Raw genomic sequence first — 16,899 nt, forward strand, 5'->3', positions numbered from 1 at the left:
CACCGGGCGCGGACATCCCCGTTTCCGGCCCTCAAATCGATTTCACAGGAGAGTTTCATGCAGCGCGCACCCCGCTTCGTTCTTCCCGCCGCCCTCGCCCTTGCCCTCGGTTCGGGCGCGGCGTTCGCCGCCTCCTCGAGCAACGACGGCTCGAAAACCGAATGGATCAACCCGGTCGTGAAGGACTACGGCAAGATGCACCCCGTGCCCGATGGCGCGCTCAGCCCCGATCCGAACAAGGACTGGAAGATCGTCTTCGATGTCGGAATGGGCGAGACGATGGACGGCGGCGTGAACGCGGCGCTGTGGCATGTCGCGCGCGCGGTGAACGTCTACGGCAATGCGGGCGTCGACAAGGAACATCGCAAATTCGCGGTGGTGCTGCATGGCGCGGCGACCCCGCTCGCGCTTTCGCCCGAAGCGTATAAGAAGAAATTCGGCAAGGACGATCCCGACACCAAGCTGAAGCAGGAGCTCGCGGATGCGGGCGTCACGCTTTACGTCTGTGGGCAGGCACTGGCCGATCACGGCTTCACCGAAGATCAGGTCGGGCCGAATGTCGATGTGGCGCTCTCGGCTCTGGCCGCCGTGCCCGTGCTGGAAAGCCAAGGCTATCAGCTTTTCCCGATGTAAACGCGCCTCTCAGGTGGACATGAAAAAACGCGGGCAGCTTGCGCTGCCCGCGTTTCTTTTTGCTTGGCGGAGCGAGGCCCTAAGGCCCCTGCCCCTCGGCTTACATGCTGCCGGCGCCCATACCCATCCGGCTTGCCAGATCGGCCAGCACCCAGACAGTGCCCGCAGCCATCAGGATGATGAGCAGGAAGGTGAACAGCACCAGATACAGGTCCGGACGCGCCTCTTTCGAGAAGTCGAGGTGCATGAAGGCCCAGAACTGGATCACCAGCTGCGCGATGCCGAGGATGCCCACGATGGACCATGCGAGGCCCGTCGAGAACACGCCACCCGCGACGATCACGACGCCTGCGAGCGTCAGGACCACCGAGAGCGCGAAGCCCCAGACATAGCGCGCCATGTCGTGCTTGTATTCAGCCGAGTCCATGCCGACGTCGGAGTTGATATAATCCATCACAGCACCCCCATCAGGTAGACTTTCGTGAAGAGCGCGATCCAGACGATGTCCAGCATGTGCCAGAACAGGCCCAGACGCACGAGACGCGACTTGATCAGGTCGTTCATCCCGAAGGTCTTCATCTGAACCATCAGCAGGATGCCCCAGATGATACCCGAGGTGACGTGCAGACCGTGCAGACCCACCAGCGAGTAATAGGCGGTCAGGAAGCCCGACACTTGCGGCGTGTTGCCCTCGGTCCAGAACTCGTGGAATTCGTAGAGTTCGATCCCAAGGAAGATCGCGCCAAGCGCCAGCGTCACGACGAGCCAGCCCACCGTGCGCTTCATCGACGCGCCGTATTTCATCCCCAGCGTGCAGATGCCGAAGGTGAAGGTGGAGATCAGCAGCGCCATTGTCTCGATGGTCGGCAGGCCGAGGCTGAACAGCTCATGCGGGCTCGGCCCGTTCGCGATGCCGTGCCATTCGGCATCGGCGTAGTTGGCGATCATCAGCGAGAAGGCGATGAGGTCCGACATCAGGAAGATCCAGAAGCCGAAGATCACCGTGCCCGTCTTGTCGTGATGGCCGTGATCGTGGGAGGCAGCGTGCGCTGCCCCCGTGTTGCTCATAGTTGCACTCATACCTGCGTCTCCATGATCAGGCCGCGGTTCTTGGTGGTGAACTCATCGTCGAGCCGGATTTGCGGCGTGGTTTCGACGAGGCGCTTGTGGGCTTCATAGCCCTCACGCAGTTCTTCCGCGGTGACGGTTTCTTCCCAGTCGGTGTCGTAGGAGCGGATCAGCACCAGCACCCACATGGCCACGAAGCCCACCGCAGCGATCAGCCACATCTGGAAGATCATGGCGAAAGCGAAGAGGGTCGCGACGAGGCCCACCAGGAACGGCATACCGGTCGGTTTCGGCAGGTGGATGTCGACGAACTCGGTCGGATCCATGACCCGCTTGCCCGCTTCCTTCGCATCGACCCACGGCTCGCGCGAGGTCATCGCCGGGATGGTGGAGAAGTCGTATTCCGGCACCGGGCAGCCCAGCGACCATTCGATACCACGACCGTCCCAGGGATCGCCCGCCGGCACCATCAGGCTCTCACGGTTCTTGACCGAGACCCAGACCTGAATGATCTGCGCGGTCAGACCCGCCAGCACGCACAGCGCGCCGAGCATCGCGATTACCAGCCACGGGAAGTAGGCCGGCTCGGTGAAGAAGGCCATGCGGCGCGGTGCGCCCATCAGACCGATCGCATAGAGCGGCATGAAGGCCCCGTAGAAGCCGATCATCCACAGCCAGAAGCTGCGACGGCCCCATTTCTCGTCCAGGCGGAAGCCGAAGCAAAGCGGGAACCAGTAGTTCACGGCCGCGAACATACCGAACAGCAGGCCCGGGATGAGCATGTTGTGGAAGTGCGCCACCAGGAACAGCGAGTTGTGGGTCGCGAAGTCGATCGTCGGGTTGGCGAGCATGACGCCCGTGATCCCGCCGATCACGAAGGTGAAGATGAAGCCGGTGGAGAACAGCATCGCGGTCGAGAACCGCAGCTTGCCGCGCCACATGGTCAGCATCCAGTTGAAGACCTTCACACCGGTCGGCACACCGATCGTCATCGTCGCGATGCCGAAGATGGCGTTAAGGTGGGCGGTCTGACCCATGGTGAAGAAGTGGTGCACCCAGACGGTGAAGGACAGCACTGCGATGGCAATGGTGGCCCAGACGAGCGAGGTGTAGCCGTAAATCTTCTTGCCCGAGAAGGTCGGGATGACTTCCGAGAACACGCCGAAGGCCGGCAGGATCAGGATGTAGACTTCCGGGTGGCCGAACAGCCAGAACATGTTGGCGAAGTTCATCATGTTCCCGCCTTGGGTGGCGGTGAAGAAGTGGAAGCCCGCCTGACGGTCAAGCGCCAGCATCAGCGAAGCTACGGTCAGCGGCATCATCGCGAAGATCATCAGGATCGCCGTGCAGAGCGTCGCCCAGGCGAAGATCGACATGTCGAACAGCTTCATGCCGGGGGCACGCTGCTTGTAGATCGTCACGAGGAAGTTGATGCCCGAAAGCGTCGAGCCCACCGAAGTCAGGCCCAGCGACCAGATCCAGTAATCCACGCCCTCGTTCGGCGACAGCTTGATGCCCGTATAAGGCGGGTAAGCGGTCCAACCGCCGGTCTCGAAGTGACCAACAACGAGCGAGGCCATCACGAGCGCCGCGCCGCCGATCGACAGCCAGAGCGAGACCGCGTTCATGAAGGGGAACTCCATGTCGCGCGCACCGATCTGGAGCGGCATGACGACGTTGATGACGCCGGTCAGGAAGGGCATCGCCACGAAGAAGATCATGATCGTGCCGTGGGTCGAGAACAGCTCGGCGTGGTGTTCGACCGACAGGAAGCCCGGTGCGGGCGAGACCTGCTGGGCGCGCATCACGACCGCCTCGAGGACGCCGCGGATCAGCATGATCAGCGCCAGAACGATGTAGATGACACCGATCTTCTTGTGATCGAGCGTGGTGATCCAGTTCGACCAGAGCGGTTTCCACCAACCTTTGACGGTCAGCAGAACCATGACCGCGAGCGCGCCGAGGACGACGATGCCGCCCGCGCCTGCTGCGATCCCGGTGGACAGAGACGGATCCGTGAAGAAGGGAACGATGAAGATATCGTTCCAATCGAGACTACCAAGAATACTCATTGAGCGTCCCCTTGATGTTGGTTTTGCGAGACATGCAGTTCTTCGCGGATCGCGTCATCGATCTTCTTCTGCTCAGGCGCGTGGTCGGGCAGGATCGCTGCGCCGCCATCGGACAGCATGTCAGGGTTCATCATTACTTTGCCCCAGTAGCCTTTCTCCGGCGGCTCGAAGAGCTCAGGCCCCGACCACGTCGCGGTCTTCTTGAACGCTTTTTCGAGCTGGGCGAAAGGGTGCTTGGGTTCTTGCAGGAACGCGTCGAACTGCTCCTGGCTCACCACGTCGACCTCAAACTTGTTGAGCGGGAAGGCCGCGCCGTTGAACTGGCTGTTGAAGCCATAGGTCTGCGACGGATCTTCCGAGGTGGTCAGGTTCATCTTCGTGCCCATGCCGGGCATTGCGTAGATCTGGCCGGCAAGACGCGGGATCCAGAAGCTCTGCATCGCGCCCGTGGCGGTGATATCGAACTCGACGGGGGTGTTCTCGGGCAGGACCAACCGGTTCACGGCGGCGACCTTGCCGGGATAGATGAACATCCATTTCCATTCGGACCCGATGACCTTCACATGCATCGGCTCTTTGCCCGTTGCCTTGTAGGGGTCTTCGCCCATCACGTGGCCCCAGGTGAGCCAGCCGACGATAAGGAAGGTGAGCGTGGCACCACCCCAGATCACGACTTCGGCGGCAACCGAGTGCGACCAGGTCGGGTCATATTTACCTTTCCCACCCTGACGGCGATAGCGCATCGCGATCCACGGCGTGCCGATCAGGATCGGCAGGGAAATGGGCAGCATCCAAAGGAAGAAGCTGATCAGGTGAGCGCGTTCTCCGGCCGCCACCGGGCCGAGCGGGGTCATCACCCCGTTCTCCGCGCAACCTGACAGCCATGCAGCCGCAACGGTCAACAGGACCGGGGCAGCGAGGCGGCTGGGCCGCTTGTAGATTTTTTCAAACAACACGGAAATACCTTTCCTATTCCCTCTTCTTGGCGCGGGGGCATAGGGGTCTCTCGGGGGAGGCCGCGAGGGCTCCCGTCCCGCGCGATGCCTCCCACTCTAGGGCAGCGCCCGCGAGGTCAATCGGTGTTGACAAATTGTCGCAGGAACGAGCGTAACCGACTGAAAATCATGCACAAATGTCATCACACACCTGCGACGCACGAAAAAATAACCAATAAATAAAGGGGGTTGGTCTTGAACGGGCGCGCCCGAATACAGGGGTAAACGGGCCCTTCTCTCGCGCTTGTGATGGAGCGGTGAGCGATCCGTGAGCAAAATGAGCAACTTAGCCGATCACGGACGCTTGAGGTCACGCGGTGCGTGAGGGGTGTCATCCGCTCAGGCTCCCGCCTCGCCCCGCCTTGACGGGAACGGGCAGCGCCCTCCCCCGGCACATGACAAACCAACGCCGCGGAAACCCGCGGCGCGCTGTCAGAGAGGGTTAGCGGAAAGGAGCGGTCAGAGCGCCGCGGCTCGGCGCAGCGCCGGGAGCGAGGAGATCCGCACACGCCCGCCAGCAATCCGGAACAGGCCCTGATCGCGCAGGCGGCGGATCGTCTTGTTCGTATGCACGAGCGACAGCCCAAGCGAGTCCGCCACGACCTGCTGAGCGAAGGGAAACGGTGCGCTGTCCTTCTCGATCAGCCCGACCGCCTCGGCACGCTCCCATGCGTGCATCACGAACCACGCGATCCCCTCATTGGCGTTGCGCTGCCCGACCGAGGCCAGCCAGCCCGACAGCCGCGTCAGTTCGCGCGTCATCAGCCACACGAGCGTCGTGGTGCGGTCGGGACCATCTGGCAGAGGCTGATGCAGATCGGCCGGATCAAAGCTCGACAGCATCATCGGCGTGAGCGCCTCGTAATAGCTCGCCCCCGGACCGTAGAGCACGCTCGTCAGCCCGCACAGATCGCCCGGATAGACCAGCGCTTCGACTTGCCTGCGCCCGTCTTCGAGCAGCGTATAGCGCATGGCGATCCCGCGCTCGACCCGCACGATCAATGGCGTGGACTCGGGCAAAAGCGCCGCTCCCGCAGGAATGGCGCGTTGCGATTGGGACAGCTCCGCCAGATAGGCGAGGTCAGGTTTTCGAGACAGGTTTTCCAAGCTTGCTCGGTTCCGTTTTGTTGATTTCTGCGAAGAAACCAGCATCTGCCGCGAAAGCGCTGAGCGCGCTACGTCATAGGACATTGATGCAGGTTTTTTTGGATATTCCTCGGCGTCACCCGGCGGAAAAACGCTTTTCGCTTATGTGAAAAGCTTTAGGAATCGCTGCACGACTGCAGCGTTCCTGAGGAATTCCGCCACTCTCCTGCGCGACTATAAATAGTAGCGCGGTGGCCCGGCCCCGAGTTCGACGACTCCTATATCGGCGAGCCTTTCGAGATCGGGCAGTTCGAGAATCCCCTGCGCCCATCTGACGAGCCCTTCGGACCGCAGACGGGCAAGCGTCTTGTTGGTGTGAACGAGCGATAGCCCGAGCGCATCCGCGAGATCCTGCTGCCGCACCGGGAACGGCATCTTGCCGTCGCGCACCAGCCCGGTCTGCGATCCGCGCTCGAACAGAGTGACGAAGGCCCATGCGAGCGCTTCACGTGCAGAGCGCTGCCCGACCGTCACCAGCGCCTCGCTCAGGAAATGCTCCTCGCGCGCGACCTGCCATGTCAGCATCATCGCACGCTGCGGCATCTTCGAGAAAAGCTCCCACACTTGTTTACGGTCGAAAACGCTGAGCTTTACCGGGGTCAGCGCCTCGGTCGTGTGCGAGGCCATGCCCATCATGATCGCGTCGAGGCCGATCAGATCGCCGGGAAAGAGGAAATTGAGCACTTGGCGCCGCCCGTCTTCCAGCATCCGGTAGCGCATGGCCTGGCCTTCGATCAACGTGAAGAAGCGTTGCGGCTCGTTGCCTTCCATCACGACGGTCTGCCCTGCGGGCATCCGTAGCTCGCCCGCGCGGGCGGCTTCGGCGATTGCTTCCTCGTGCGCATCGGGCGCCATGAAGGCGGGATTATCGACGAAGGGACAATTTCTAAAGTTGCGTGTCATGCCTTGGCTCACTTTTACGTCATAAGGCAACGCGAAGGACCGTGGCAGGTTCCTTTCAAATTTCGTGGGTGGATTCCGTATTTCCCCTTATTTCCCTCACTATCTGCGCCCCGCATGTTCACGATCGCTTGTGTAACAGGCAGCCCTGTGGGATTCATGCCAGCTAGACGCTTTGCAGCAGTATGTCATAGTTAAATGACCCCGGAGATTACGAGGTGCACTAAGGTCCAAGAGGCCTCTCAGCGCACCGACAATCAGGCTGAAGCCTAAAAGCGTTATACTGACGTCGGATCGATCCCGATCCTATCCCCCCCTCCAAATGCAGTAATCTGCAAGGACAGGAAGCTGATGCCCCGGATTTTCCAACACGAACGAAGCGAGATCCGCGTAAGCGGTGCCCGCCTCGCGGCTAGGCGGTCCTCGTGACTCTTTGTTCCCCCCCTCGGATCGACGGCACCGCGCTGGTGCTCGAAGACGCGATGATCGTGGCCTATGATGCGGCCGCGATGCTGAGCGAATTCGGCGCGCGCGATGTGGTCATCTTCGGCACTGTCGAAGAAGCATTGCTCCATATTTCTGGCGGCAATGAAATCTCGATGGCGCTGCTCGACATCAATCTTGGCGATGAAACCTCGCTGGAAGCCGCCAAGGCGCTGCGCGAACGTGCGGTGCCGATCCTCTACTCGACCGGATATGATGAACAATCCGTGATGATGGACGGCTTTCCCGAAGGCAAAATGCTGATCAAGCCCTTCACCAATGACGATTTCGCCAATGCCCTGATTTCGATGGGTTTTGCCGAAGCCTGATCTCTGCGCCCTTGGCGCTGAGATCGATATGCCATGCGCTCTGTGACATTTGCTATGCACTCGGCGCATACCTGCCAAACATGGACATCCCGCGCAACCTCGCGTTCCTCGTCAGCGGAACACTAGGTCGCGCGGCCATGCGGGGCAGAGAGGAGCCCCGTTCCGCGCCATCACGACCGAACCATCGCGAAGGAGGCGCTTGTTCATGAACCATACGATCCGCAAAGCCCATGCCGGGCTCGCCGCCAAGGTGATGTCGGCCGAAGAGGCCGCAGAGCTGATCGACAATGGCGCGACCATCGGCATGTCGGGCTTCACCGGCTCGGGCTATCCCAAGGCGGTGCCGATGGCGCTGGCCGCGCGGATCGAGGCTGAGCACGCGGCGGGCCGACCGTTCAAGGTCAAGATCTGGTCGGGCGCCTCGACGGGCCCCGAACTGGACGGTGCCTTGGCCAAGGCCGACGGGATCGAATTCCGCCTGCCCTACAATTCCGACCCGATCGCGCGCGAGCGGATCAATGCGGGCCAGATGAAATATTTCGACATGCACCTGAGTCAGGTCGCGCCGATGGCGTGGATGGGCTTCATGGGCAAGCTGGATACGGCGGTGATCGAGATTTCCGGCATCACCGAGGATGGCAAGCTGATCCCGTCGAGCTCGGTCGGCAACAACAAGACGTGGCTCGATTGTGCCGACAAGATCATCCTCGAAGTGAACCGCTGGCAATCGCCGCTGCTGGAGGGGATGCATGACATCTATTACGGCACCGCCCTGCCCCCGAACCGCGTGCCGATCCCACTGGTGAAGCCTGACGACCGGATCGGCCAGACCTATTTCGAGGTCGACCCCGAGAAAGTCGTGGCCGTGGTCGAGACCGACGCGCCCGACCGCAATGCGCCCTTCAGCCCGCCCGATGCGGTGGCCGAGGCGATTGCGGGCCATATCCTCGATTTCCTCGGCAACGAGGTGAAACAGGGCCGCCTGCCGCGCGGGCTTCTGCCGCTGCAATCTGGCGTGGGCAATGTGCCCAATGCCGTGATGGCCGGGCTGATCGAAGCGCCCTTCGACCAGATGACCGCGTTCACCGAGGTCATTCAGGATGGGATGCTCGACATGATCGAGGCAGGCAAGCTGCGCATGGCCTCGGCCACGGCGTTTTCGCTCTCGCCCGAGAAGGCGCAGTATTTCAACGACAACGCCGCCTATTTCCGCGACAAGCTGATCCTGCGCCCGCAGGAGATCTCGAACCATCCCGAGCTGGTGCGCCGTCTGGGCTGTATCGCGATGAACGGGCTGATCGAGGCGGATATCTACGGCAACGTGAACTCGACCCACGTGATGGGCTCGAAGATCCAGAACGGCATCGGCGGTTCAGGAGATTTCGCGCGCAACGGCTATGTGTCGATTTTCATGACGCCGTCGGTCGCGAAGGGCGGCAAGATTTCCGCGATCGTGCCGATGGCCGCCCATGTCGATCACATCGCGCAGGATGTGCAGGTGATCGTGACCGAGCAGGGTCTGGCGGATCTGCGGGGGCTGTCTCCGAAGCAGCGCGCCGAGACGATCATCGAGACCTGCGCCCATCCCGCCTATCGCCCGATGCTGCGCGACTATTTCGAACGCGCGAAGAAAGGCAGCTTCGCCAATCACGCCCCGAACCTGCTGGGCGAGGCGCTGAGCTGGCACCAGCGGTTTGTGGAAACCGGGACGATGGAGGAGTGAGGCCCTGAGGGCCGCGCCCGAGCCTCGGGTGGGCGCTTCGATCGGCGGGTGGCCGGGCGATTTATCTCTCAAGCCCGAATGACGTTCGAGCCCGCGCTGACATCGCCAATGCGCCCTCCCGGGGGGAGGGTCGGGCGCGGCCCGGGGCTGGTCGCCCCGCGCCATTTAGGAAATAGGCTGCGCCACCCCTCGGGCCGGCACACGCCCAGCTCCGCGACCAAGCGAAAAGGGGCGCCCGACCGGACGCCCCTTCCCCAATCTCAAACCCCGACAATCAGACCTTGAGCGACGGAATGATCTGCTTTTTCCGGCTCATCACGCCGGGCAGCACCACCGTGTCGCCCTCGACCGTGGCGTCGAAGCTCTTCTCGGCCACGCCCTTCACCAGATCGTTCGGCACCAGCAGCGTCGCCTCTTCCTTCAGGATGTCGATCACGAAGAGCAGCACCTGATCGACGCCGTCTTCCTTCGCGACCTCTTCCATCGAGGACATCAGCGAGGCCTTCCGGTCCAGCACCATCTTCGGTGCGGTGGTCTCCAGCACCGAGACGCGGAAGCTCGTGCCGTCGACCGGGTATTCCTTGGAATCCATCCGCAGCAATTCCGCATCGGTGAAGGCGGAGACGTCCGATTTCGCTTCGAACATCTTCTCGGCCAGCTCGTGCATGTCGATGCCCAGATCCGATGCCAGCGCGTCACAGACGGCCCGGTCGTGATCGGTGGTGGTCGGCGAGCGGAACTCCAGCGTGTCCGAAAGGATGCAGCTGAGCATCGCACCCTTGATGCCGCGCGGGGCCTTCGCCACGTCGTCGCCCATCAGATCGTAGAGGATGGTCGCGGTGCAGGCGAGCGGGCGCATCGTGATGTCGATCGGCCCCTTGGTCTCGATCCCGCCGGTCAGCTTGTGGTGGTCGATGATCTGGATGACGTTGGCCGCGTTGATACCGCTCGGCAGCTCGGCGGGGTTGTTGGTGTCGACGACGACCACGTCCTCGCCTTCTTCCACGTCAGAGATGATCTCGGGCTTGTCGAGACCCCAATGCTCGATGACGAAAGCGGCCTCGGTATTGGGCTCACCCAGCAAGCAGGGCTTGGCCGGAGTGCCTTTGACATCATTGAGATACCACGCCCAGGCGATGGGCGAGCCGGTGGAGTCGGTGTCGGGAGCCTTATGGCCAAAAACCTTAATCGTCATGGGGAGATCCTCACGGATAATAATCTGTCGGCGCAGGTTATAGGCGCTGTGTCTGGGCTTGTCACCTAGGGGTCTGGCAATGCGGAAAGGGGCGCGCCCGAACCTTGGGCGGGCGCCCCGCAAAGGCGGTATTTCAGCTTATCAGCTATCGAGCCGCTTGATCGTCCAGCCGTCCTTTTCGAGCAGCCGCAACAGCCCCTCTTCGCCGGACAGGTGCAGCGCGCCCACCGCCACGACGACCGGGCCATCCTCTGCCGCGGCCTCGATCTCGGGCAGCCAGTTTTGGTTACGCGCCACCATCAGAAGGTCCTCGGAAAGCTTCATCTGACGCTCGACCTCGTCGGCATCCATGCCCGCCGCGACCGCCTGATAGCGCGCGAGTTCCCAGATCAGACGCGGTTCGCCCCGGAAATAGAGATCGCCCATCGTCACGCCCATGTCGTCGGCCAGGGGCGCGCCGATCACCGCCGCGCGCAGCATCTCCAGCGCTTCGGTCTCGGTGATCCCGTTGAAGAGCTTGAAGACGGTATCCCACGGTTCGAGCGCCTCGACCGGCACGCCGTCCGCCTCGGCCTTCGTCATCACCTGCAGGTCCAGCCCTCCCTGCCCCTTCGCAAGCTCGGCCGTCGCACACGGCGGAAGCGAGAGCGTCATCGCGACGAAAGCGGGCCGCATCTTGGCCGCGAGGAAGGCGGGCATCCCGTGGGCCGCCAGCGCCGCCTTGGTCATGTTCCAGTCCTGCTCCGACATCATCTGCGGCAGCGTCTTGCCGGTCGAGAACATCAGCGTCGGGTCGGTCTTGATCGCATGTTCCAGCTTCCCCTGCTCGTCCGGACCGGCCTCCACCAGAAGCCGCGACGCATCGTCGAGCGCTTTCGAGAGCGCGCCGACGAGTTTGTCATGGCGCGGATCGGGAAGGTGGTAAGTGCCAGCCAGCGTGATCTTTTCCTCGCCTTTGGTTGCAGAGAACAGCAATCCGCGAGAGAAGGGCGCGGAATCGGCCTCGGCGGTCAGCGCCTCCTGCTCGGCTGCTGGCAGCGCGTCGAAAATATTCTTGCCGCGACACTCGGCCCAAGCGGGCAGTGCAAGGCAGAGCGAGAGCGCGGGGGCCAGCAGCGGCCGAAGGAACGTGGCGAGTTTCATGACGGCGAGAGTGCCATGCGATCTGCATTCCGCATAGAGGCGAAATCGCCGCGCCCCGATCGCTCGAATTGACGCAAAAAATTCGTCATCCGGTTATTGACACCCGCCCGCCCCAATGACTAACTCCGCCATCGTTAGCACTCACCAGTGACGAGTGCTAAAAGCTTTCGAACCTGGAACCTTTAGGGAGTGACCCAGATGGCATTCAAACCGCTTCATGACCGTGTGCTGGTCAAGCGCGTGGAGAGCGAAGAAAAAACCAAGGGTGGCCTGATCATCCCCGACAGCGCGAAAGAAAAGCCCGCAGAGGGTGAAGTTGTCGCAGTGGGTGACGGCGCGCGCAAGGAATCGGGCGAGCTGATCGCACCGGGCGTCAAAGCAGGCGACCGCGTTCTCTTCGGCAAGTGGTCGGGCACGGAAGTGACCCTCGACGGCGAAGAGCTGCTCATCATGAAAGAAAGCGACATCATGGGCATCATCTCGTAAGGCGCCCTGCCCTTACCGAGACCCCCTGATATCCCAAGAACAACTCAGTCAAGGAGCCAACAAACATGGCAGCCAAGGACGTGAAATTCTCCACCGACGCCCGCGATCGTATGCTCGACGGCGTCAACATCCTCGCCGACGCGGTGAAGGTCACGCTGGGCCCGAAAGGCCGCAACGTCGTGATCGAAAAGTCGTTCGGCTCGCCGCGCATCACCAAAGACGGTGTGTCGGTCGCCAAAGAGATCGAACTTTCGGACAAGTTCGAGAACATGGGCGCGCAAATGGTGAAAGAAGTCGCCTCGCGCACCAATGACGAGGCTGGCGACGGCACCACCACCGCCACCGTGCTCGCTCAGGCGATCGTCAAAGACGGCCTGAAAGCTGTGGCCGCTGGCATGAACCCGATGGACCTCAAGCGCGGCATCGATCTCGCGACCTCGAAAGTCGTCGATGCGATCAAGAGCGCTGCTCGCCCGGTCAAGGACTCGGACGAAGTCGCTCAGGTCGGCACCATCTCGGCGAACGGCGAAGAAGCCATCGGCAAGATGATCGCCAACGCAATGCAGAAAGTCGGCAATGACGGCGTCATCACCGTGGAAGAAGCCCGCGGCATGGAGACCGAAGTCGAAGTCGTCGAAGGCATGCAGTTCGACCGTGGCTACCTGTCGCCCTACTTCGTGACCAACCCCGACAAGATGGTCGCGGAACTCGAGGACTGCTACATCCTGCTCCACGAGAAAAAACTCTCGTCGCTGCAGCCGATGGTCCCGCTCCTCGAGCAGGTCATCCAGTCGCAAAAGCCGCTCCTCATCATCGGTGAAGACGTCGAAGGCGAAGCGCTCGCGACCCTCGTGGTCAACAAGCTGCGCGGCGGCCTGAAGATCGCAGCCGTGAAAGCACCGGGCTTCGGCGACCGCCGCAAGGCCATGCTGCAGGACATCGCTGTCCTCACCGGCGGCCAGGTGATCTCGGAAGACCTCGGCATGAAGCTCGAGAACGTCGGCATGGACATGCTGGGCACCGCCAAGAAGGTGACCATCACCAAGGACGACACCACCATCGTCGAAGGCGCTGGTGACAAGGCCGAGATCGAAGCGCGCGTCAGCCAGATCCGCACCCAGATCGAGGAAACCACCTCGGACTACGACCGCGAGAAGCTGCAAGAGCGTGTCGCGAAACTGGCCGGTGGCGTTGCTGTCATCCGCGTCGGCGGCATGACCGAAGTCGAAGTGAAAGAGCGCAAGGACCGTGTGGACGACGCTCTGAACGCGACCCGTGCGGCCGTTCAGGAAGGCATCGTCGTCGGCGGTGGCGTCAGCCTCGTGCAGGGCGCGAAAGTGCTCGCCGGTCTCACCGGTGCGAACTCCGACCAAGAAGCCGGTATCGCGATCGTCAAGCGCGCTCTCGAAGCGCCGCTGCGTCAGATCGCCGAGAACGCCGGTGTGGACGGTGCTGTCGTGGCCGGTAAGGTCCGCGAGAGCGACGACCTGAACTTCGGCTTCAACGCGCAGACCGAAGAATATGGCAACATGTTCGAGTTCGGCGTGATCGACCCGGCGAAAGTGACCCGTACCGCGCTCGAAGACGCGGCTTCGGTTGCTGGCCTGCTGATCACCACCGAAGCGATGATCGCCGAGAAGCCGGAGCCGAAAGGCGCTGGCGGTGCCCCCGACATGGGCGGCATGGGCGGCATGGGCGGCATGATGTAATCAGCCGTTCCCGCTTCAGGGATCTAATGGGAAGGGGCGCTCCGAAAGGGGCGCCCCTTTTCACATGCGTAAATCGCAGGTTTTCATGCGTGCATTGAGCTATGTCACGGGGCAGCGAACGAATGGCGCTATACTTCCCCCAACGTCAATTTCGTTGGAGGGTCCCGGTCATGTCGCGCAATTTCCTCGTCAAATCCCTCGCCTGCCTCGCTGTCGCGCTGGCCGCCTCGGTCGCGGCGGCTGAGGAAACTCAAGACTGGCGCTTCGGTGGAGACGCCTATCTCGCGGGCCGCACCGTGAGTGCGACGGGCGAGAACATCCACGATCTTTTCGCCGCCGGTCAGCATGTGACATTGGGCAGCCCGATTACCGGCGCAGCGCATCTCGCGGGCCAGAATATCGTGATTGGCGCGCGGGTGGGCGGCGACCTCTATGCGGCGGGACAGGATATCGACCTCGCGGCCCCGGTCGCGGGCGCGGCCACGCTTGCGGGTCAGGCGCTCACCATCAAGGGTCCGATCTCGGGCAACCTGCGTGCGATGGGCCAGCAGGTCCGGCTTGAGGCGCCGGTCGCGGGCAGCGTGATCATCGGGGCCGACGACACGCTGATCAACGGCGAAATTTCGGGCGATTTGGTGCTGGGGACAAAGACCGTCACCTGGGGCGATGGCGCGACGGTCACAGGCAAGGTCCAGGTCTACACCGACACGCCCGGCGAGGTGAGCGTGCCCGCCAGCGTCGCCCCGGCAGATCGGGTCAGCGTCCATGAGGCGAAGGAGTTCGAGCAGGCGAAGACGCGCGCAGCCCCGGAGCGCAATTACCTCATCGAGACCCGCGACTGGCTGGGCGGCGTGCTCGTGGTCGGGATCGTGGCCACGCTTCTTGCCGTCTTCGCGCCGGGCTTCATGGACCGGATGCGCCAACGCAGCCTCGCCCATCCGTTGCGCGCAGGGCTTGCGGGGTTCATCGGGCTCTCGGCGCTGGTCGGCTCGATCCTGCTGCTCGCGATGACGGTGATCGGCATCGTGCTTATTCCGTTCTCGCTGCTCGGGGTGCTGGTGCTGGGCTTCGGCGGCTATATCGTGGGCATCTGGGTCATCGGCGCCTGGGCGCATGATCTGGTCGGGCGCGGCCATCCCGTCACCAATGGAGAATGCGCGCTCGCGGCCTTCGGCGGGGCGGTGATCGGTGCGCTCATTTGCATGATCCCCTGGGTCGGTTGGCTCGGCATGATGGCGATCTTCCTGTTCGGCGCGGGCGCGATCGTGCTGCGCGTGACCGGGATCGGTGCGCAGAAGACCGCAGCCTGACGCCCCCTCCCACCTCTGGCCATCCCCGCTTTCGCGCGCTATCGCTGCGCGAAGGACAGGGGGAGGAACCATGACCGAGCTTGTGATTTTCGACTGCGACGGGGTGTTGATCGATTCCGAGATCATCTCGGCGCAGATGCTGATCGACGAGCTGGCGAAGCTGCGGGTGTCGATCGACCTCGACTATGTCGCGCGGCATTTCCTCGGACGGTCCTACCCCACCGTGATGAAGCAGATCCGCTACGAATTCGGGCTCGATCTGCCGGAGGAGTTCGAGGCGCAATATCGCGCAAGGCTGCTGGATGCATTCGAGCGCGAGTTGCAGGTAATGCCGGGCGTGGCCGATGTGATGGAGAGGCTGGACGTGCCGTGGTGCGTGGCGACCTCGTCGAGCCAGCCGCGCGCGGAACGCTCGCTGGAAATCGCGGGGCTGCGCAAGATGGTGGGCGACCGGCTGTTCACGGCAAGCGAGGTCGCGCATGGCAAACCCGCGCCCGATCTGTTCATCCATGCGGCAAAGAAGATGGGCGCGGCCCCGGCCCGCACGCTGGTGATCGAGGACAGTCTCAACGGCATCCGCGCCGGGCTTGCAGCGGGAATGGAAGTCTGGCGCTTCACCGGCGGCAGTCATCTGGCCGGGCGCGATCTGACCCCGCCGGAGGACGCGCAGCCGCATCGCGAATTTGCGCATTTCACCGAGTTCTTCCAGAATGAGGCGACTAGGGAGACAGATTCGTGAACCGTATGAGTGACGCCGAAACCTCGCGCGATGACGAGGCGGCACGGGCCGGATGGCTCTATTATGTCGGCGGAATGACGCAGGACCAGATCGCCGCCGAGCTGGGCGTCTCGCGCCAGCGCGCGCAGCGGCTGGTGAGCCGCGCGGTCTCCGAGGGGCTGGTGCGGGTGCGCATCGAGCACAAGATCGGGGCCTGTCTGGAACTGGAAGCCGCGCTGATCCGGCGCTTCGGCCTGCAGACGGCGCGCGTCGCGCCCTCGCTGGGCGAACGGGGCGATCCGTCCGCGGCCACCGCCGCCTTCGCTGCCACGCTTCTCGAACGCATCCTCGCACGCTCCGAGCCGCAGGTGATCGCCTTCGGCACCGGGCGCTCGCTCTCGGCGATGGTGAACGAGGTGATGCAGCGCCCCGCGACCGCGCATAAGATCGTCTCGCTGATCGGGAACATCGCGCCCGACGGCTCGGCCTCGTTCTATGACGTCATCATGCGTATGGCCGACAAGCTGCGCCTGCCGCATTACCCGATGCTGGTGCCGGTGATCTCGGAGACGGTGGAAGAACGCGCGATGTTTGACAAGCTCAAGCCGGTGCAGGCGGTGCAGCGGCTTGCGGCGGCGGCGGATGCGACCTTCGTGGGCGTCGGTCAGTTGGGCGAGGACGCGCCGGTCTACAAGGACGGCTTCGTCACCCTCGCCGAGCTGGAGGAATTGCGTGCCGCAGGCGGCGTGGGCGAGCTCGTGGGCTCTTTCTACGATGCGCAGGGCAATTACATCGCCACCCCCACCACGGCGCGCTTCGGCTCGTTCCGGATCGAGCCCAAGCGCGAGGCCCCGGTGATCGGCATCGCAGCCGGCCCATCGAAACTGGTCGCGATTCGTGCAGCCCTCGCAGGCGGGCTTCTCAACGGGCTCGTGACCGATGAGCCGACGGCCCAGGCCCTGTTGGAAGACTGACGCCGAAACAAGGCG

16 protein-coding genes are annotated in these 16,899 nt (G+C 63.0%); 8 read left to right on the top strand and 8 right to left on the bottom strand.

Features of this window, described 5'->3' with window-relative positions; translation table 11 throughout:
* The first annotated feature begins 57 nt into the window (after positions 1–57).
* Positions 58–633: a DsrE family protein gene (locus BMI85_RS01000; protein WP_078599212.1), complete on the top strand. Its 576-nt coding sequence runs from the start codon at positions 58–60 to the stop codon at positions 631–633.
* Positions 634–733: 100 nt separating this feature from the next.
* Here the strand turns inward: BMI85_RS01000 and BMI85_RS01005 are convergent, their stop codons facing one another.
* The 6 genes from BMI85_RS01005 to BMI85_RS01030 all read right to left on the bottom strand — a co-directional run bounded on the left by BMI85_RS01005 (position 734) and on the right by BMI85_RS01030 (position 6,769).
* A complete protein-coding gene (locus BMI85_RS01005; RefSeq protein WP_078539402.1) occupies positions 734–1,087 on the bottom strand; it encodes a cytochrome C oxidase subunit IV family protein in 354 nt (117 codons plus the stop codon).
* A complete protein-coding gene (locus BMI85_RS01010) occupies positions 1,087–1,701 on the bottom strand; it encodes a cytochrome c oxidase subunit 3 (RefSeq protein WP_165756923.1) in 615 nt (204 codons plus the stop codon). The genes BMI85_RS01005 and BMI85_RS01010 overlap by 1 nt, the downstream gene beginning before the upstream one ends.
* A gap of 8 nt (positions 1,702–1,709) precedes the next feature.
* Positions 1,710–3,773 carry a cbb3-type cytochrome c oxidase subunit I gene (locus tag BMI85_RS01015; protein WP_078539403.1) on the bottom strand — a complete coding sequence of 688 codons (2,064 nt, stop codon included), beginning with the start codon at positions 3,771–3,773 and terminating at the stop codon, positions 1,710–1,712.
* Positions 3,770–4,627, bottom strand: a complete 858-nt coding sequence (locus BMI85_RS01020) for a hypothetical protein (RefSeq protein WP_078519285.1) — start codon at positions 4,625–4,627, stop codon at positions 3,770–3,772. Before BMI85_RS01020 ends, BMI85_RS01015 begins: the two co-directional genes overlap by 4 nt.
* A gap of 600 nt (positions 4,628–5,227) precedes the next feature.
* Entirely contained in the window at positions 5,228–5,875 is a 648-nt protein-coding gene (locus BMI85_RS01025) for a Crp/Fnr family transcriptional regulator (RefSeq protein WP_158522062.1), read from the bottom strand.
* A 213-nt stretch (positions 5,876–6,088) separates the two neighbouring features.
* Positions 6,089–6,769, bottom strand: coding sequence for a Crp/Fnr family transcriptional regulator (locus BMI85_RS01030; RefSeq protein ID WP_158522063.1), 681 nt, complete (start codon positions 6,767–6,769; stop codon positions 6,089–6,091).
* Between the two features lie 470 nt (positions 6,770–7,239).
* Here BMI85_RS01030 and BMI85_RS01035 point away from each other — a divergent pair, with 470 nt between their 5' ends.
* Together BMI85_RS01035 and BMI85_RS01040 are read left to right on the top strand one after the other, a co-directional pair.
* The gene (locus BMI85_RS01035; RefSeq protein ID WP_143594953.1) at positions 7,240–7,626 is read left to right on the top strand and encodes a response regulator; all 387 of its coding nucleotides are present in this window, start codon (positions 7,240–7,242) and stop codon (positions 7,624–7,626) included.
* Between the two features lie 205 nt (positions 7,627–7,831).
* Positions 7,832–9,349 (top strand): acetyl-CoA hydrolase/transferase family protein, encoded by a 1,518-nt coding sequence (locus BMI85_RS01040; protein WP_078570352.1) that lies wholly within the window; start codon positions 7,832–7,834, stop codon positions 9,347–9,349.
* A gap of 274 nt (positions 9,350–9,623) precedes the next feature.
* Here the strand turns inward: BMI85_RS01040 and BMI85_RS01045 are convergent, their stop codons facing one another.
* Both BMI85_RS01045 and BMI85_RS01050 read right to left on the bottom strand, forming a co-directional pair.
* The gene (locus BMI85_RS01045) at positions 9,624–10,544 is read right to left on the bottom strand and encodes a manganese-dependent inorganic pyrophosphatase (protein WP_078599214.1); all 921 of its coding nucleotides are present in this window, start codon (positions 10,542–10,544) and stop codon (positions 9,624–9,626) included.
* 141 nt (positions 10,545–10,685) lie between these two features.
* Positions 10,686–11,687 carry a TraB/GumN family protein gene (locus BMI85_RS01050; protein WP_078599215.1) on the bottom strand — a complete coding sequence of 334 codons (1,002 nt, stop codon included), beginning with the start codon at positions 11,685–11,687 and terminating at the stop codon, positions 10,686–10,688.
* 198 nt (positions 11,688–11,885) lie between these two features.
* Here BMI85_RS01050 and groES point away from each other — a divergent pair, with 198 nt between their 5' ends.
* The 5 genes from groES (at position 11,886) to BMI85_RS01075 (ending at position 16,884) form a co-directional block, all read left to right on the top strand.
* Positions 11,886–12,173 carry a co-chaperone GroES gene (gene groES, locus BMI85_RS01055; protein WP_075774612.1) on the top strand — a complete coding sequence of 96 codons (288 nt, stop codon included), beginning with the start codon at positions 11,886–11,888 and terminating at the stop codon, positions 12,171–12,173.
* Positions 12,174–12,238: 65 nt separating this feature from the next.
* The gene (groL, locus tag BMI85_RS01060; protein WP_078519292.1) at positions 12,239–13,882 is read left to right on the top strand and encodes a chaperonin GroEL; all 1,644 of its coding nucleotides are present in this window, start codon (positions 12,239–12,241) and stop codon (positions 13,880–13,882) included.
* A 170-nt stretch (positions 13,883–14,052) separates the two neighbouring features.
* Positions 14,053–15,192: a hypothetical protein gene (locus BMI85_RS01065; RefSeq protein WP_078599216.1), complete on the top strand. Its 1,140-nt coding sequence runs from the start codon at positions 14,053–14,055 to the stop codon at positions 15,190–15,192.
* A gap of 70 nt (positions 15,193–15,262) precedes the next feature.
* Positions 15,263–15,931, top strand: coding sequence for an HAD family hydrolase (locus BMI85_RS01070; protein ID WP_078599217.1), 669 nt, complete (start codon positions 15,263–15,265; stop codon positions 15,929–15,931).
* Positions 15,932–15,936: 5 nt separating this feature from the next.
* The gene (locus BMI85_RS01075) at positions 15,937–16,884 is read left to right on the top strand and encodes a sugar-binding transcriptional regulator (RefSeq protein WP_078570347.1); all 948 of its coding nucleotides are present in this window, start codon (positions 15,937–15,939) and stop codon (positions 16,882–16,884) included.
* The last annotated feature ends 15 nt before the right edge of the window (positions 16,885–16,899 follow it).

Source organism: Thioclava sp. DLFJ4-1 (assembly GCF_002020145.1).
Classification (GTDB): Bacteria; Pseudomonadota; Alphaproteobacteria; order Rhodobacterales; family Rhodobacteraceae; genus Thioclava; species Thioclava sediminum.

Bases quoted from the DNA above. Each gene is read 5' to 3' on its own strand.
- BMI85_RS01000 (WP_078599212.1), top strand. From the start codon at position 58: ATGCAGCGCGCACCCCGCTTCGTTCTTCCCGCCGCCCTCGCCCTTGCC.
- BMI85_RS01005 (WP_078539402.1), bottom strand. From the start codon at position 1,087: ATGGATTATATCAACTCCGACGTCGGCATGGACTCGGCTGAATACAAG.
- BMI85_RS01010 (WP_165756923.1), bottom strand. From the start codon at position 1,701: ATGAGCAACACGGGGGCAGCGCACGCTGCCTCCCACGATCACGGCCAT.
- BMI85_RS01015 (WP_078539403.1), bottom strand. From the start codon at position 3,773: ATGAGTATTCTTGGTAGTCTCGATTGGAACGATATCTTCATCGTTCCC.
- BMI85_RS01020 (WP_078519285.1), bottom strand. From the start codon at position 4,627: ATGACCCCGCTCGGCCCGGTGGCGGCCGGAGAACGCGCTCACCTGATC.
- BMI85_RS01030 (WP_158522063.1), bottom strand. From the start codon at position 6,769: ATGGCGCCCGATGCGCACGAGGAAGCAATCGCCGAAGCCGCCCGCGCG.
- BMI85_RS01040 (WP_078570352.1), top strand. From the start codon at position 7,832: ATGAACCATACGATCCGCAAAGCCCATGCCGGGCTCGCCGCCAAGGTG.
- BMI85_RS01045 (WP_078599214.1), bottom strand. From the start codon at position 10,544: ATGACGATTAAGGTTTTTGGCCATAAGGCTCCCGACACCGACTCCACC.
- BMI85_RS01050 (WP_078599215.1), bottom strand. From the start codon at position 11,687: ATGAAACTCGCCACGTTCCTTCGGCCGCTGCTGGCCCCCGCGCTCTCG.
- groES (WP_075774612.1), top strand. From the start codon at position 11,886: ATGGCATTCAAACCGCTTCATGACCGTGTGCTGGTCAAGCGCGTGGAG.
- groL (WP_078519292.1), top strand. From the start codon at position 12,239: ATGGCAGCCAAGGACGTGAAATTCTCCACCGACGCCCGCGATCGTATG.
- BMI85_RS01065 (WP_078599216.1), top strand. From the start codon at position 14,053: ATGTCGCGCAATTTCCTCGTCAAATCCCTCGCCTGCCTCGCTGTCGCG.
- BMI85_RS01070 (WP_078599217.1), top strand. From the start codon at position 15,263: ATGACCGAGCTTGTGATTTTCGACTGCGACGGGGTGTTGATCGATTCC.
- BMI85_RS01075 (WP_078570347.1), top strand. From the start codon at position 15,937: ATGAGTGACGCCGAAACCTCGCGCGATGACGAGGCGGCACGGGCCGGA.